Consider the following 15,814-nt stretch of genomic DNA (forward strand, 5'->3'; position numbering starts at 1 on the left):
TTGTATAAGTTATATTAGCTCAAGAGTAACATTGCATGGCAATCCCTGTAAGCGTTAATTAATCAAACTAAGAAGCTCATGCACTGTTTTTACAGGCGTAATTTTAGCGCCTAAGCCTTCCATCGATTTATGGTAATTACGAAATGGAATAAATATTTCGGTAAAACCATGCTGCGCCGCTTCTTTAACTCGCGGTACACCACTGTCGATTGGGCGTACGTCGCCGTTTAAGCTAAGTTCACCCATAATGCAGGTTGTACGCGGTACTACAAATTCGTTTAAGCTACTTAAAAGCGCAGTCACTAACGCTAAATCAATACAGGTTTCGGTTTCATCAATTCGTAAGCCGCCCACAATATTAAAAAACGTATCGTGGAATATTTTGGTTTTGGTGTGTTTACGTAAAATACCAGTAAGCATTTTTATTCGGTTCATGTTTAAACCTACACATACTCGCTGTGGGAATTCAGCTTCGGTTTCGGTGGTTAAACATTGTATTTCGAGCAATAAGTTCCGGTTACCTTTTCGGATACACGTAATAGTAGAGCCTGGTGATTCAGTACTTGATCCTGATAAAAAAATCTCGCTTGGGTTATCAACGCTCAGCATGCCGCGCTCGCACATTTTAAAAATGCCTACGGTATCAATATCACCAAAACGGTTTTTATTAGCTCTTAGCGTACGTACTTGTCCATCATTCGTGTCAATATGCAATAAAGCATCCACTATATGCACTAATGTTTGCGGCCCTGCAATTTCGTTGTTTTTATTTACATGGGCAATAATAAACATGGTGACATCGTTTTGCTTACAATACTGGGTAAGCGCTTGTGCGGCACTTTTTACTTGCGAAGGCGAACCTGGGCTGCCGTTGGCGGTATCGGTTACAACCGCTTGAATAGAGTCGATGACAGCAAACTTAATTTTATTTTTATCAAGCTCTTCAATAATGGTTTCTACGCTGGTTTCGGAAAGTAAATAAAGCTCATCGGCGTTGTAATTAAGCTTTAGTCTGTTTACACGGTTTTTAAACTGCGACAGCGACTCCTCAGCTGTACAATAAAGCGATGGCATACGCTGCGACATTCTGGCTACTAAGTCAGATAATAGCGTTGTTTTACCCGCACCAGGGTCGCCCGAAATAATATTAACCGAGCCTGTGGTTACCCCGCCGCTTAGTACACGGTCAAGTTCACCTATTTCGGTTAGTTGCTTTTCGGCTTCTGTGGTGGCTACATCGTCAATTTTTTTAGAGCCGCCGCCAACACCACCGGCATAGCCACCTACCGTTGCGCGCGCAGCCGCTTTTTTACTTTGTCCTGCTGAGGGTTTAAATTCTGCCAACGTGTTCCATGCACCACAGCGACACTGACCTTGCCAACGTTGATAGTTCATACCACATTCTGTACAAACAAATTCTACTTTTGCCGCTTTAGCCATTTATAACCTTACCTACTATTGTTTAATTTGAGCGTTTACTATTAAGAATAGATATTACCATTGAAGCAATGTGCTTGCAGTGTAGCATTCGTCACACGTAGTTTGTTTCTACTTTAAATACAAATACATACTACTTTTTATTTTGCCCTAATTTAGGGCATACTTATTGCTTTTATATGCTTTGAAGTAACTTGCCAATAATTTGGCATTTAACACATAATAACAAGAGTTAAACTGTACTTACACGAAAAACCGTACCTATATCAACACTGTGGTGCGATGTTACGTTTATTGAATTTTCAAATAAATGGACTTTACAGTATACCTACTTTTCAATTAGACGGTGACGATTTATAAATGGCTGAAGACATACTGCTCAAACACGAAAGTCTCGTAAATGAGTTAAAAACCTATTTAGGTAACGCGAAGTTCGACCAAATTTTCAAATCTAAAACGGCCGGTTTAACAAAGCCTGAGCAATTTTTGATGAAAATGGAAATGTCGCGCCTATCTCAGCCAGTAGCCCGCTTTGTAGACCTACGGGGCTTAGTTACTGGGCAAGTGCGCCCATATGAGCATAATGGCAAACAACATTTTATGGATGATACTGCCATAGAGGTTTTTGAAGCAGCCCTTAAGCAACACGGCGGCTATACGTTAGCAGTATACGAAGCAGTAATGAATACCGAAAACAACCATCGCGTACTGCAAAAGCAAGCGCAAGAGCAAAGTGATGCGCAAGCCGAAAACGATACCCTAACTACCAGCGTAATAAAATTTGCCTCATACGAAAGTCGCTCTGAAGAGCGGATGAACTACTCAATTAAAGTTAAAATTGAGTACAATGATCATAAAAATATTGCCGCTAGCACGTCAGACATTTCTTTAAGTGGCTGTAAAATTAAACTTTCTACTCGGCAAGTTATTAAAAAAGGGCAACTCATTGCCATGCGCCTGGTTGGGCTTGAACAAGATTTTGAGTTAGGCCTTAAAAACGGTATTCAATATGAAGTCGTGGCAGTTGATAACATATCACGCGAATATAACCACATTCGTTTAAAGCGCACTTATATAGAAAACAATGAAAAGTTTGATGAGTTTTTAGAAAGCTTTATTCATGGCAATAAACGCCGCTATAAAGTGAATTTAGATAACACCCTTGATGCAGTTGTTTCCAAAGGTTATGAGCAATATTATATCCCCCGTGTTACCTCTTTATACGTATTTTTAAGTAAAAAAGGCGACCATATAGTCCCAAGCTTGAGCCTGACAACTGAAAATAACATTTTTATTCAGCGCTATTTTACTGATGAAAGAAAAGTGCCCTGCTTATATAGCGTTTTGAATAACCAACGCATTAGTCAAATGCTTAGCCAAGTAACCGCCGTAAAAGAAGAGTATCTATATACATTTACACATGTGTCTGCGGGAAAAATCTATTACTACTCAGCCACGCGTACAGAGCTTAATAACAACCCTAAATTAAAAAATCTATTTTTAGGATTCGGCAGTCAAAAAGATAGTTGGCAATGTTTTAAGCTACAAGTTATGCCAAGCCACCCTGATGATTCGTTTATTCCGTTATCGCTACCAAACTCGGCGGGTAAAAATATAGAAAAGCTAAATAAACCGCCATCGCCACGTGTGTCAGGCCTTATAAAAGATGTGAAATACATTGCGGTTTTAACTGCCATTGGCAATAGCGAAGAACAAGCAAATTATAAAAAATTACCGTTTGATAAGGCGATAGTGAACCAACTTAAGCATTTTGGCCATGCTAAGCATAACAAACCACCTTATTTAGATATTGTTGCGTTAGAGTATGTAAATTTGCGCTCTCATAAACGCTACTTATATAAAACACCCGCTTTAGTTACCTTTGAGGATAAGCAGTACCAGGCCCATTCTCGGGATTTTTCGGTGATGGGTTTGCAATTAGAGTCATCCGTACCGGTTAGCTTTAAAAAGGGTGATATTGTTTTACTATCTTTCCCCGATTTACAAAAAATAACTAAAAAACATAACTTAAGTGAGCTTAAATACGAAGTAATGGCGATTAGTAAGTCATTAACAACCATTAATTTAAAAGCGAACAGAGTGGCTGACTTACCACATGCAGGTGTTAACTTTTTTACCCAATTAATTGAAAGTAATAAAGATAAACTAAAAGTATCTGAAGAAGCCCCGAAAATAGAAGGCCTTTCTACTGCACTGAGAAATATGGTGACCAAAAGTGTGTGCCAATTCCCGCTTTATTTACATAAAGAAGCAAACCACTTTATTCCAGGTGCCATAGGTTTTGGTTTATATGCCAGCCCTATCCACGTTATTTTACAAAATTTTGGCTTATTAAATAACAAAACTGATCTGAGCCATATTTTAACGCAACAACAAATTATTGATGTGATCACCCCAAGCATCAAAGATCGTAGCCGACAAGACCCGCCTTTACCGTTTACTCTCGTGATTAATTTTGACCCTAAGCAAGAGACTATTGAAAAGGCTGTCACAAGCCAATGCGTACTAGGTGAAAACTATTCAAGCTTTAGCGAGCAAATTAGTGCAGGCGTTAAATCTGAACTGGTATTTGTAATGCGCTTATATTTATCGCGTACTGGGCGCCCAGATACAGACTATCTATCAAATGAGCTAAAGTATGTAAGCCAATATGCAATGCACAAAGCAAAGGATATAGAAGAAGCGCTATGGGCAGTATCTGGCGTGGGTGATATTGTAGATATAACCGACGAAGCCCTTAGCCATTTACAATTAGATCAAAAGCAAGTAGCCCAAATGGGCCGAAGAAAACTGTTGTGGTTAAACCGCTTACGTTAAGCGGTTTAACTTATGCTGTGGTTATTTATGTAAAGGAATTGCCAGCATGTACAGTAACTGTAATAACGACCCCTTACATATAGCTGCTTGAGCTTGCTCCACCACTTTTGGTTTACCATGTACGGCAACGCCTAACCCTGCTTTTTCCATCATTAACAAATCGTTTGCACCATCGCCAATGGCTACCGTTTGCGTATTTGCTAAGCCCAACTTTTGTTGCAGTGTTTCTAAAACAACCGCTTTTTGCTGCGCATCAACTATAGTACCAGAGACCTTACCTGTGAGCTTGTCGTTTGCAAACTCAAGCACATTAGCATGTACTTCATCTAAATTAATAAGCTGTTGCACACGCTCTGCAAAGGGTACAAACCCGCCTGATGCGATAGCAAGATACCAATTATGCTGCTTTAATATTTGGCATAAGGCTTTAATACCTGGCATTAATGGTAAAGTATTTTTTAACTCATCTATTAAGCTTTGCTCTATGCCAGCTAACTTTGCTACACGTTGATTTAAACTTTCGCTAAAATCTAACTTGCCAGCCATTGCAAGTGCGGTTACAGAAGCCACATCGTCATATACATCTGCTAAACGCGCAATTTCATCAATGCATTCTATGGTGATGGCGGTGGAGTCCATATCCATAACCAATAAGCCTGGTTCATATAAGTTTGGCGGTGTGGCAACTTGCACTAGCTGACAATCAAGCGAATTTGCAAACTCCCCTAGCACAAGCGGATTAATTTTTTGCTCTGACTCTGGGCTATAAAAACACAAAGCTGGGGCTAACCCTAAGTCGGGTTGATAGTGACATACAGCCGTTACATTGAGTTCGTGCTTTTTTAAAAATTCGATAATGCTAGTTACGTGCTTTAGTTCAAAATCGCCTGCAAACGCAATACTAAATAACCCAACGGTTTTATCTGGTTGTGTTTGAGCAGTAGTAAACTGCCCATCATTATAATTAAACCATGTGTTTAGCGTTAAAGTGTGTAATGCTTGCTCAGCAGCTGGCTGTGCCATGTTCGTTTGCGACATGGGGTCTCCGTGTTTGTTATTTGTTTTTTTAATTTTGCGTATCTTTTAGAGGATTCATAACGCTAAATTCGCCATTGAGGTAGATTTAAGGTTATAGTTACTGTAGTTGTAACATCAAATCAAAATGCTGTCAGTAGCATATACGGTGACTATGAAAAATAACCATATAAAAAGCCCTTTATCTGCATCACAAAGAAAGCGAATTATTCGTTTATTATTGGCTGCGGGCTGTTTTGTATTACTGAGTTTTGTAGGTGTTAACAGCAGCTTTGAAAGCCACCAACTGCTTTATAATAGTGCCGATAACACTGCCAAAAGCTTAGCCCGATTTATGGCACTGAATGCTAAAGAGCCATTACTTGCTAAAAATAAGCCACAACTTACTGCGCTATGCAACGATATAAGTAAAGACGATTTTGTACTTTCAGCCACAATATACGATCAGCAAGGCGTGCTTATAGCAAGCAGCGATCATTGGCAGTCACATCATGTATTTGGCCAATTACCAGAGTCGACCCCTGGAATAAGTAAACTAAAAACCCCGTTTGTTGAGCCTGTTGTAAGCGACATAGATAAGCCTCTTGGCTTTGTCTCTATTACCTATTTAACACGTGCTGCGATATCAGACAGTCACAATCATTTTCATGATTTAGGCAGGCAAGTTTTGTTAATGCTAGTTATTGCGTGTATTTTTACGTGGCAGTTAGGGCGTGGACTAAAACGTTGGCAGGTAAACCGCTATATGCAAAAAACCTCAGAGCAAGAGTCATAAAGCTGCTTCGCAAGCGCCTCTTTATCGCTACTTTGCTTTAAACTACATAATACATTGAACACATTTGGAATGTGTAATGGCGTATTAATTTCACCTTGATGACCGCTAAGTGGCATTGAAGGCGAGTCGGTTTCGAGCACTAAATGTTGTGGCTCAATTTGAGCAATGACATTACGGGTTTTAGCAGCCCGTTCATAGGTAATAACCCCACCTACCCCTAATTTAAAGCCCTGTTTGATATAATACTGGGCTTGCTGGAGTGATCCCGAAAACGCATGTATCACCCCACCACATTTTGGCTTACAACGTTTAAACGATTGCGCAATTAAGTCATGGCTTTGCCTGTGGTGCACAATAAGCGGTAGGTTCAGTTCGTTAGCAATCGTTATTTGCTGCTCAAACAATCTTGTTTGCTTTTCAAGGTCTTCAATACTTCTATCAAGCCCACACTCACCTATTGCTACCAGTTGATTATTGTTCACCTTTGCAAAGTCGAATAGCTGCACTAAGTGAGCATCTTTATGATCACCTAAAAAGTAAGGGTGAAGGCCTGCGGCAATATGTACTTGTGAGTATTTATCTTTAAATTCAATTAGTTGCTTTGATTGCGCCAAGCTGATACCTGGCACAACAAAACGCTCAACACCTTTAGCAATACACTCTTTTATGAGTGATTCGCGATTTGTATCAAATTCGCTAAAATCAAGATGGCAATGCGAGTCTATAAACTTCACAGCGTAAACCGATTAAGGGTTTAAACGTGTTATTTGCCAGCTATTATCGGCTTGACGCTGATATATAAAACGGTCGTGCAATCGATGCGCGCCACCTTGCCAAAACTCAATTTTAGAAGGCACTACGCAATATCCGCCCCAAAAATCTGGCAGTGGAATTTCGCCGTTAGCAAATTTACTCTTCATATTGGCAAAGGTTTCCATTAGCGCTTTTCGCGAGGACACCGGACGGCTTTGCGCTGATGCCCATGCGGCTAATTGACTTTCTTTAGGGCGAGATAAAAAATATTTTGCCACCGCTGATGTTGGTAATGGTTTTGCCTCGCCGTATACAATCACTTGGCGCTCCATATGGTGCCATGGAAAATGCAGCGATATTTTATTATTACCTTTTAGCTCTTGTGCTTTACGAGAGCCGGTATTAGTAAAAAATACAAACCCGTTATCATCTAAATGCTTTAACAGTACAATACGCTGTGAAGGTTGCCCAGTTTCATCAACTGTTGCTACAACCATCGCCGTTGGGTCTGGAATATTACTGCCAACAGCATGCTCAAGCCACGTTTCAAATTGTTTGAATGGATCATCTTGCAAGTTATCTTCGCTTAGCGCGTCTTGCAGGTATTCACGGCGGATATCTTCGAGTTTCATAAACAAATCCTTCTCTGTTTATTAAAGCGTATGTGGGTAAGTTAAGGTCAGGCTGTTAATCGTTATAAGAGCAAAAATAAAAATGTTTTGTTTAATGTTAGTTTAGTGTTGGGTTTCGTTTCACTAAACCCAACCTACGATGCTATCAGCTATCAGCTATCAGCTATCAGCTATCAGCTATCAGCTATCAGCTACAAAATTGATTAACTTACAAAAGTTCGTCAAGTAAAGCCTAAAATCATCTGCAAGTGTAGGAGTGCTAGCAAGGCGGTAAAACTATTTATGCCAAGGAGCATACGGTTTGTATGTGACTTAGGCTAAATAGTTTTACCAACGCAGCTAAAGCGAACTACACGAAGCAGACGTTCACCTAAGTAGTTTAGCCTAAGACAAGGCATCCAACCCGACTTATCCCTATGAGCATACGGTTTGTATGTGATTAGGGTAGAACTCTGTGCCAAGTTATGTCGGCAAGTGTAGGAGTGCTGACAAGGCGAAGTGCTTTTTTATGCCAAGGAGCATACAATTAGTATGTGACTTAGGCTAAAAAAGCACGACAACGCAGTCAAAGCGAACTACACGAAGCAGAAGGTGATTACATTTGCTCCATGACTTCAATGCCTAACAGATCCAATCCTGTTTTTAGCGTATCTGCCACTAAATTACACAGCACTAAACGGCTGTCACGTACGCTTGGCTCTACGCCTTCTTTTAGTACTGGGCAGGCTTCGTAGAATGTCATGTATAAGCTAGCTAGCTCGTATAAGTAGCTACATAATACGTGGGGAGTAGCCTCAGAGATCATTAAATCAAGGACTTCTTCAAGCTGTAGCAGTTTAAGCGCTAGCGCTTTTTCTTGCGGCTCAGCTATAGCTACATCAGCATTTAACGAGGCAGCATCTACACCTGATTTACGGAAAATACTGCGCACTCGCGTATAAGCATATTGTAAGTAAGGTGCTGTGGCGCCTTCAAAGCTTAACATGGTGTCCCAGTTGAATATGTAATCGCTGGTACGGTGCTTAGAAAGGTCAGCGTACTTAACCGCGCCAATACCGACTTTACGCGCAATTTCGCTGCGCTCATGTTCTGACAAATCAGACTCACGCTCAGCAAGTTTTGTTGCTGCACGGCTAATTGACTCTTCAAGTAAGTCGGCAAGTTTAACAGTGCCACCGGTGCGAGTTTTAAATGGTTTACCATCGGCGCCCATCATGGTGCCAAACGGGCAAAACTCATAGCTTGTCTCATCACGTAAAAGGCCTGCTTTTCGTGCTGTAAGCTCCACTTGATTAAAGTGAAGGCTTTGACGCGCATCAACAAATATTAAAATACGTTCAGCGCCTAAAGTGTTTGAGCGGTAATTACATGCGGCTAAATCGGTGGTTGCATATAAAAAGCCACCGCCAGATTTCTGCACGATAAACGCTGATGGCTCACCATCTTTGTTGGCAAGCTCATCTAAAAACACCACTTGTGCGCCTTGCGACTCTACAGCAATATTTTTATCTTTTAAAAGGCTAATAATATCGTTAAGTTCGCTGTTGTATGCACTTTCAGCCATAATATCGTCTTGAGTAAGCGTTACATTTAGACGTTTATATACTTCTTCAGAGTGCTTAACTGAGGTTGCTATAAATAACTTCCATAGCTTTTCACAGTGCGCATCGCCGCCTTGTAGTTTAACCACGTAATCACGGGCTTTATCGGCAAAGCCTTCTTCATCGTCAAAACGTTTTTTAGCGTCGCGGTAAAACGTTTCTAAATCAGCAAGCGCTACCGACTCTAAGTCTACGCCTTGGCTAATTTGATCTTCTAAATGCGCAATTAGCATACCAAACTGTGTGCCCCAATCGCCCATATGGTTTTGGCGAATAACTTTATCGCCTCTAAACTCAAGGGCACGTACAATCGCATCACCAATAATGGTTGAACGTAAATGGCCTACGTGCATTTCTTTTGCAAGGTTTGGTGATGAGTAATCTACTACCACAGTTTGTGGGTTAGTGTGCTCATTCACAGCCAGTTTTGCATCGCTGTTTGCTGCTTTTACACTGTTTGCTAAAAACTCAGGCTTTAAGTGGATGTTAATAAAACCTGGGCCGGCAATTTCTGTTTTTTCAGCAATATCATTTACATCTAAATTATCAATAATTTTTTGCGCAAGCTCGCGTGGGTTGCTTTTCATTTTTTTAGCGGCACCCATTGCACCATTAATTTGGTAATCACCAAATTGCGGGCGTGTGCTTTGTGTAACTGCTGGATTGGTATCTTCTGGTAGGCCTGCAGCGGTCATGGCGGCAATGGCTTTTTCTACTAAAATAGTACGAATGTTCATTATATTATTTACCTATGTAAGCCCGCCATAGCAGGCTTTCAGTTAACTTTAGTCAGTCAGTTCTAATTTTCGCGCGTGTGGCTAAAGGTTACGTCTGGGTAACGCTCTACCGATAAATTTAGGTTTACGCGACTTGGTGCTATGTAAGTTAAGTTATCGCCACCATCAAGCGCTAAGTTGCTTTCGCACTTACGCTTAAACTCTTCAAACTTTTTAACGTCGTCACAATGTACCCAGCGCGCAGTATTTACGTTAACACCTTCGTAAATAGCATCTACGTTGTATTCTGCTTTTAAACGCGCAACAACAACATCAAACTGCAGCACACCTACTGCGCCTACAATCAAATCGTTATTAATAAGCGGTCTAAATACTTGTACTGCACCTTCTTCAGATAACTGTACTAAGCCCTTTAGTAGCTGCTTTTGCTTAAGCGGATCTTTTAATCGAATACGGCGGAACAATTCAGGGGCAAAGTTAGGAATGCCACTAAATTTAAGCTTTTCGCCTTGCGTAAAAGTATCGCCAATCTGAATAGTGCCGTGGTTATGCAAACCAATAATGTCGCCTGCGAATGCATCTGCTGCGCGCTCACGATCGCCCGCCATAAAGGTTACCGCATCGGAAATACTTATTTGTTTACCAATACGCACATGGTTCATTTTCATGCCTTGGCTGTATTTACCCGATACAATACGCATAAAGGCTATACGGTCACGGTGTTTAGGGTCCATGTTAGCCTGAATTTTAAATACAAAGCCGGTAAAGTTTTCTTCAGTTGCAACAACTTGGCGGTCTTCTGTTTCACGCGGCAATGGTGTTGGTGCCCACTGTGTTAAACCATCAAGTACATGGTCTACACCAAAGTTACCAAGGGCTGTACCAAAGTAAACAGGCGAAAGCTCACCCGCTAAAAACAGCTCAAGGTCAAACTCGTTAGAGGCGCCAATTACCAGTTCTAGTTCTTCACGTAATTGCTCGGCAAGCTCTTCACCAATGGCGGTATCAAGCTCTGGGTTATCAAGGCCTTTTACAGTGCGTACTTCTTGAATCGTATGACCTTGGCCTGTTTTGTATAAAACTGCCTCGTCGTTATGAATGTGATAAACACCTTTAAACTCTTTACCACAACCAATTGGCCACGTAATAGGCGCACAGGCAATGTTTAGCTCTGTTTCTACTTCATCAAGTAGCTCCATTGGGTCACGAATATCACGGTCACACTTATTCATAAAGGTAACGATTGGGGTAGTACGCAAGCGCGTAACTTCCATAAGTTTACGGGTACGTTCTTCTACACCTTTTGCGGCATCAATAACCATTAAACACGAATCTACCGCAGTTAAAGTACGGTAAGTATCTTCTGAGAAGTCTTCGTGTCCAGGAGTATCAAGTAAATTAACTAGCGCATTGTTATATGGAAACTGCATGACAGAGGTAGTAACTGATATACCACGCTCCTTTTCCATTTCCATCCAGTCAGACTTTGCATGCTGATTAGAGCCACGGCCTTTTACAGTACCGGCTTTTTGAATCGCTTGTCCGAACAAAAGTACTTTTTCGGTGATGGTGGTTTTACCAGCATCCGGGTGCGATATAATTGCAAAAGTCCTTCGCTTGCTAATTTCGTTGATAATATTCTGGTCTGCCATTAATAAGTTCTTTTAGTTTGATGCCAAGTTACATGCATAACATTGAGTGTATGCAAGGCAACCCGTTAAGTTGATCGTTATTAACTGGGCTTTGAGCAATTTAGTGTGAATAAATTGACAACAATTAACGCCATATAGCTAATTTTTTAATAGTGGCAATTGTAACAGGAGTCGGTATAAAAGTGTGCTATCTAACTTAAAAATATCTTGGCTTTGTCTAATCACTATTTTAGGGGGCCATCTAACTGTAATTTAATCGGTAGATACATTAAATTTTAACAATGATGTTTTCACTTAAAGCACAATACATAGGGTAATTTTTTAAAACTTAACAGATAAACTTAAAGTGCCAAGAATATAAAAGCCTCCTTAGCAATAACTTATTAACGACCCATGTATTAAAACATTATATTTTTACTCTAAATTAACGCTAATCGACCTTAGCTTCTTGAGAATTAAACCTGTAACGCATATCATTGATAGATTGCACGGAGGATAAGTAGTTTGGTCATGAAAACCAGTAAGTTAAGCATTCGATTATTATGGTATATAACTCCTTTGGTGATATTACCTTTGCTATTTTTAGGTGGCTTTACCCTAACTAATGTAACCAATTCGACCCAAAAACAAGCCGACCTTATAATGAGCCGCTTTGTTGAGCAACAGCAACAAAAGGTTTTTAACTACATAGACTCGTTTCATTCCACAGCAAAACTACTGTCAACCTCACCGGTTTTAAGTGATTTTTTATCAAACGACATTCACGCTGATGGCAGCTATACTCGCCGTTTAGGGGCACTAATGGATGTTTTTGCCAGTTATAGCGAAGCCTACCCAGATATAATTAGTATTAATTTAGTGTCGGCCAGTGGTAAAAGTGACGCGTATTACTCTAACAACCTAACAACTGCACCGCAGTCATACCCATTTTTTAAGCAAGTACTGCAAAGTAATTTGCGCCAGCAACAATTTATGGTGCAAAACAGCGACGGCACCACAAATTTATTTTTTGTACAACGCGTTCAAAGTGTAGATTACTATTTAAAGCGGCCACAACAACTTGGCTTTATAGTATTACAAGTCGAACCTTCTATATTAAACACCAGTATTTTAGAAGCGCCTTACAACAATACGCTAAATTTATTGCTTACAAACGATGGGCAAATTTTATTTAGCTCAGACTACAGTTTACGCGGACAATACATTACCGAGCACGAGCTTGAACAAGTGCATAATTTAGCTGATGTAGGCACCCTTTCGACTATTGAGCTTTCTAGCATAGACAAAATAGAAAGAATGATTTTTGCCGTACAAATGAGTGGCGGTTATTATTTTGTATCAACCATTCCAAAGGGCGTGCTTTATCAATCGGGTAAGGCTATTAGCTTAATTACAGGCTTAATTGTGATTATTTCGGTGATCACCCTGCCTATTCTTATTTTTGTGGTTGTTCGCAACTTACTACTTAACCCCATTGAGCTTTTAGGGGCGGCTAGCCATCGTGTTGGTGATGGTGATTTATCGGTAAATTTACCGGCTCATACCAATGATGAAGTTGGGGTATTGTTTAACGATTTTAACCACATGATCAACCAAATTAGACACTACCAAGAGCAGCTTGAAGAATATAAACACCACCTAGAAGATAAAGTAGAAAGCCGCACTAAAGCGCTTGAAGCGATGAATAGCCAACTTGAACTTGCGATAGCTCAAGCTGAGCAAGCCAACCAGCTTAAAAGTCGCTTTTTAGCAAATATGAGCCATGAGATACGCACTCCACTTACTGCCATTATGGGCTTTACCGAGCAGTTACTAATTAACGATAAAGTGGTTAACGATAAGCAGCATTTAAACACTATTTTAAGAAACTCTAAACACTTATTAGAGCTAATAAACAACATACTCGATTTATCTAAAATAGAAGCAGAAAAGCTTGCAGTAGAGCAGGCGCCACTCAATGTAGTCCAACTAGTTCACGATATTGAATCAATTATTGAACCGCTAGCACGAGAAAAGCAGCTCGCGTTCAGCATTCATTACGAGCTGCCATTACCACGCACTATTTATAGTGATATGACGCGTTTAAAACAAATCTTAATAAATATCGCCAGTAACGCCGTTAAATTTACCGAACAAGGTAAAGTGTCTATTTGTGTGCATTACTTACAAAGTAAGCAACAGCTTGAGTTTGTGGTTAAAGACACAGGTATTGGTATGTCTGAGCACCAAATAGAGCGTATATTTAAGCCTTTTGAACAAGCTGATGCCACCACAACGCGACGTTTTGGAGGCACAGGCTTAGGTTTGTGTATATCTAAAAACTTAGCACAGTTATTAGGTGGCGATGTCACTTTAAAAAGCGAAATTGGTATAGGCAGTCGCTTTGCTATTACCGTTGATTGCCATATTAACGAGCCTAAACAATCATTAGAGCTTTTAACTGAGAAAGCACAGCTTATTCCAGAAAAAGACCCTTTCTTGTCGTTTGCTACTTCTAGTTTTGATGCCAATATATTGGTGGCCGAAGATAATCCAGATAACCAGCTTCTTATAAAGCTTTTATTACAAACCTGGGGGCTTGAGCCTGATATGGCTAATAACGGTGCTCAAGCGGTAGAAATGGCGCTAGTAAATGACTACCAGCTTATTATTATGGATATGCAAATGCCTGTAATGGGTGGCCTTGAAGCAACTAAAATGCTACGCCATGCCGCCTACGATGGGCCTATAATTGCGCTTACCGCCAATGTAATGAACCATGATATAGACACCTATATAGAAGCGGGTTGCGATAAAGCACTCGCAAAACCAATCGATAAGGACGCGCTTGAAAACGTACTGGTAAGCTACTTAAATCTTGAAAAAGATAATCAAAATAAGTGGGATAGCTTACTAAAAAGTGAAAAGTTTCAGCAAATTAATGACAACTACGTGGCTAACCTGCCAAGTTACCTGCAAAAGGTAAACAGCTTAAAGGCGAGTAACGATGCAGAAGCACTTAGAAGCGTAGCCCATAGCCTAAAAGGCAGTGCGGGGTGCTTCAATTTTGATGATATTTACCACAGTGCTGCTTTATTAGAAGAGAACTTACTAAGTAACGATCAAACACAGCGCCCTACTTTGATCATTAATTTAATCAATGCAATAGAGCAAACTATCGCTAAAAGTAAAGAAACAGCTTAAAGCTTACAAAAAGCCTAAGTTAAGCGCCATACCCATTAGTATGGCGTCCTCATAACCATTTTTAGTCACATCATCGCTCGGGTAATAATTTTTACGTACCGACATTTGCGTAAAGCCAGCATGTTCGTAAAGCTTTATTGCACGCGCGTTTGATTCGCGTACTTCTAAAAACAGGTTTTCAGCATTTTCCTGCTCGCCATATTCAATAAACTGGCTAAGTAACTGCCTTGCAATGCCTTTACCTTGCTCACTGGGTGTTACACATATATCCATAAGGGTAAAGTCAGGCCCTGCCTTTTCACCAATATAAAAACCTACTAGGGTGTTTTCATCAAACGCCGCTAAATTAAAGTAACGACCGCCCATGCAAGAGCTCATTGTTTTAAGAGACCAAGGATGAGAGTGGCAAGCGGTTTCAATAGCCATTAATTGAGCTATGGCATTTTCGTTTACAGGCTTAAAGTTTATCAAGGTGTGTACTCATTAAAGCCCATAGAGCGCGCTTATCAGAAGCACTGAGCTGTGAGGTTGGTAGTGTAAGCTTATCGTCGGTTAACTCTATACCAGCGCCTTTAAAAACATGGTTAATTATTAAAGGAGGTGCGCTTAACCGTATATCACTTAATAACGGCTCACTCAGCGTTAAACGTTCAGCGGCGGTGCTTTGCGAAACGTCTGAAGAAGAGTCACTATTTTTTTGGCGATAGTGCCGATTTAGTTCAAGGTTTTCTATACCAAAAATAGCTGCGTAACGTGGATGCATAACAACTCAGTAAATTAAACACGGGAACAATATATGAAGTAATAAAAACGATGTAAAGAAGAAATGGCAGGGGCGGAGAGATTCGAACTCCCAACCGTCGGTTTTGGAGACCGCTGTTCTACCAATTGGAACTACGCCCCTGCAATGTCGACGAATTATAGAGACCTTTTAGAAAAGGTAAAGTAAAAAATTAACTTTTTAGTTCAACTGCCTTTAAATTATACAAAACGCTGAATTAGCAAGCTAAATAGCGTTATAAAAACACTTTACCAGCCCAGCAGAGCCTAGATGTTATGCTGTAAATACTCTCACCGGTAATAATTTGGTGCCGAGCATCACGTATTTCATCCGCCCTCACTATTTATGGCGCCTCCTCCCGCCCTAATGCAGCATTTAAGTGCATAAACA

Annotated in this window: 11 protein-coding genes and 1 tRNA gene; 3 read left to right on the forward strand and 9 right to left on the reverse strand. The window is 40.4% G+C overall.

Annotated features, from left to right (window positions below; translation table 11 throughout):
* Positions 1–54: 54 nt before the first annotated feature.
* Entirely contained in the window at positions 55–1,440 is a 1,386-nt protein-coding gene (gene radA, locus AN389_RS04130; protein ID WP_055015152.1) for a DNA repair protein RadA, read from the reverse strand.
* A gap of 357 nt (positions 1,441–1,797) precedes the next feature.
* On the opposite strand from radA, the gene AN389_RS04135 reads away from it, so the two are divergent.
* Complete coding sequence (locus tag AN389_RS04135; protein ID WP_055019308.1) at positions 1,798–4,275, forward strand: PilZ domain-containing protein; 2,478 nt, start codon at positions 1,798–1,800, stop codon at positions 4,273–4,275.
* Between the two features lie 21 nt (positions 4,276–4,296).
* Here AN389_RS04135 and serB read toward each other — a convergent pair whose 3' ends face one another.
* The gene (serB, locus tag AN389_RS04140; RefSeq protein WP_055017342.1) at positions 4,297–5,313 is read right to left on the reverse strand and encodes a phosphoserine phosphatase SerB; all 1,017 of its coding nucleotides are present in this window, start codon (positions 5,311–5,313) and stop codon (positions 4,297–4,299) included.
* 151 nt (positions 5,314–5,464) lie between these two features.
* Between serB and AN389_RS04145 the strand changes: the two genes are divergently transcribed.
* Positions 5,465–6,085, forward strand: coding sequence for an AhpA/YtjB family protein (locus AN389_RS04145; RefSeq protein WP_055019345.1), 621 nt, complete (start codon positions 5,465–5,467; stop codon positions 6,083–6,085).
* Here AN389_RS04145 and AN389_RS04150 read toward each other — a convergent pair.
* The 4 genes from AN389_RS04150 to prfC all read right to left on the reverse strand — a co-directional run bounded on the left by AN389_RS04150 (position 6,052) and on the right by prfC (position 11,460).
* Entirely contained in the window at positions 6,052–6,819 is a 768-nt protein-coding gene (locus tag AN389_RS04150; protein ID WP_055019309.1) for a TatD family hydrolase, read from the reverse strand. The two genes, AN389_RS04145 and AN389_RS04150, sit on opposite strands and share 34 nt — an antisense overlap.
* Before the next feature lie 12 nt (positions 6,820–6,831).
* Positions 6,832–7,470: a pyridoxamine 5'-phosphate oxidase gene (gene pdxH, locus AN389_RS04155; protein ID WP_055015147.1), complete on the reverse strand. Its 639-nt coding sequence runs from the start codon at positions 7,468–7,470 to the stop codon at positions 6,832–6,834.
* Positions 7,471–8,065: 595 nt separating this feature from the next.
* Complete coding sequence (argS, locus tag AN389_RS04160) at positions 8,066–9,808, reverse strand: arginine--tRNA ligase (protein ID WP_055019310.1); 1,743 nt, start codon at positions 9,806–9,808, stop codon at positions 8,066–8,068.
* A 62-nt stretch (positions 9,809–9,870) separates the two neighbouring features.
* A complete protein-coding gene (gene prfC, locus AN389_RS04165) occupies positions 9,871–11,460 on the reverse strand; it encodes a peptide chain release factor 3 (protein WP_055015145.1) in 1,590 nt (529 codons plus the stop codon).
* Positions 11,461–11,970: 510 nt separating this feature from the next.
* Between prfC and AN389_RS04170 the strand changes: the two genes are divergently transcribed.
* Entirely contained in the window at positions 11,971–14,643 is a 2,673-nt protein-coding gene (locus AN389_RS04170; RefSeq protein WP_055015144.1) for an ATP-binding protein, read from the forward strand.
* A 3-nt stretch (positions 14,644–14,646) separates the two neighbouring features.
* On the opposite strand, the gene rimI is transcribed toward AN389_RS04170, so the two are convergent.
* From rimI to AN389_RS04185, 3 genes are all read right to left on the reverse strand, one after another.
* Positions 14,647–15,114: a ribosomal protein S18-alanine N-acetyltransferase gene (gene rimI / locus AN389_RS04175; RefSeq protein ID WP_055015143.1), complete on the reverse strand. Its 468-nt coding sequence runs from the start codon at positions 15,112–15,114 to the stop codon at positions 14,647–14,649.
* Positions 15,101–15,406 carry a hypothetical protein gene (locus AN389_RS04180; RefSeq protein WP_055015142.1) on the reverse strand — a complete coding sequence of 102 codons (306 nt, stop codon included), beginning with the start codon at positions 15,404–15,406 and terminating at the stop codon, positions 15,101–15,103. The genes rimI and AN389_RS04180 overlap by 14 nt, the downstream gene beginning before the upstream one ends.
* A 64-nt stretch (positions 15,407–15,470) precedes the next feature.
* Positions 15,471–15,547 (reverse strand) — tRNA-Trp (locus AN389_RS04185).
* Positions 15,548–15,814: the final 267 nt, after the last annotated feature.

This window comes from Pseudoalteromonas sp. P1-7a, from assembly GCF_001401855.1.
Classification (GTDB): Bacteria; Pseudomonadota; Gammaproteobacteria; order Enterobacterales; family Alteromonadaceae; genus Pseudoalteromonas.

Excerpts from the sequence above, each read along its gene's own strand:
- radA (WP_055015152.1), bottom strand. The coding sequence starts at position 1,440 with ATGGCTAAAGCGGCAAAAGTAGAATTTGTTTGTACAGAATGTGGTATG.
- AN389_RS04135 (WP_055019308.1), top strand. The coding sequence starts at position 1,798 with ATGGCTGAAGACATACTGCTCAAACACGAAAGTCTCGTAAATGAGTTA.
- serB (WP_055017342.1), bottom strand. The coding sequence starts at position 5,313 with ATGTCGCAAACGAACATGGCACAGCCAGCTGCTGAGCAAGCATTACAC.
- AN389_RS04145 (WP_055019345.1), top strand. The coding sequence starts at position 5,465 with ATGAAAAATAACCATATAAAAAGCCCTTTATCTGCATCACAAAGAAAG.
- pdxH (WP_055015147.1), bottom strand. The coding sequence starts at position 7,470 with ATGAAACTCGAAGATATCCGCCGTGAATACCTGCAAGACGCGCTAAGC.
- argS (WP_055019310.1), bottom strand. The coding sequence starts at position 9,808 with ATGAACATTCGTACTATTTTAGTAGAAAAAGCCATTGCCGCCATGACC.
- prfC (WP_055015145.1), bottom strand. The coding sequence starts at position 11,460 with ATGGCAGACCAGAATATTATCAACGAAATTAGCAAGCGAAGGACTTTT.
- AN389_RS04170 (WP_055015144.1), top strand. The coding sequence starts at position 11,971 with ATGAAAACCAGTAAGTTAAGCATTCGATTATTATGGTATATAACTCCT.
- AN389_RS04180 (WP_055015142.1), bottom strand. The coding sequence starts at position 15,406 with ATGCATCCACGTTACGCAGCTATTTTTGGTATAGAAAACCTTGAACTA.